Raw genomic sequence first — 331 nt, 5'->3', positions numbered from 1 at the left:
AGTATATCGAGAGATTATTCCCGGCTCTTGGTGTGCGTTTTATTGCCATCAATGATAATTATGACAGTCTTAAGGGAAAGAATCAGGCAGACGAAATCATTATCCCATTTAAAAATTTAATCAACGATGCTTATTGTCGTGATATTTCTATTAAGATCAGGAGTAATCTTGAGATTAAGAGGAAAAAAGGCGAGTGCGTGACTCCGTTTGTAGCATTTGGATACAGGAAGACAAAGACAGATAAGCATAAATTAGAGATTGATCCATCGGCGGGCGGTGTAGTACAGGATATTTTTAAGATGAAGCTGCAGGGAATGAGTCAGGATGCGAT

At 38.7% G+C, this 331-nt stretch carries 1 pseudogene; it reads left to right on the top strand.

From position 1 onward, the window contains the following. Positions 1–331, top strand: a pseudogene (locus tag G4407_RS17335) (recombinase family protein); the annotation flags it as partial.

Source organism: Allocoprococcus comes, from assembly GCF_013300725.1.
Taxonomy (GTDB): domain Bacteria; phylum Bacillota; class Clostridia; order Lachnospirales; family Lachnospiraceae; genus Allocoprococcus; species Allocoprococcus comes_A.
This window is presented reverse-complemented; position numbering and strand designations above follow the sequence as displayed.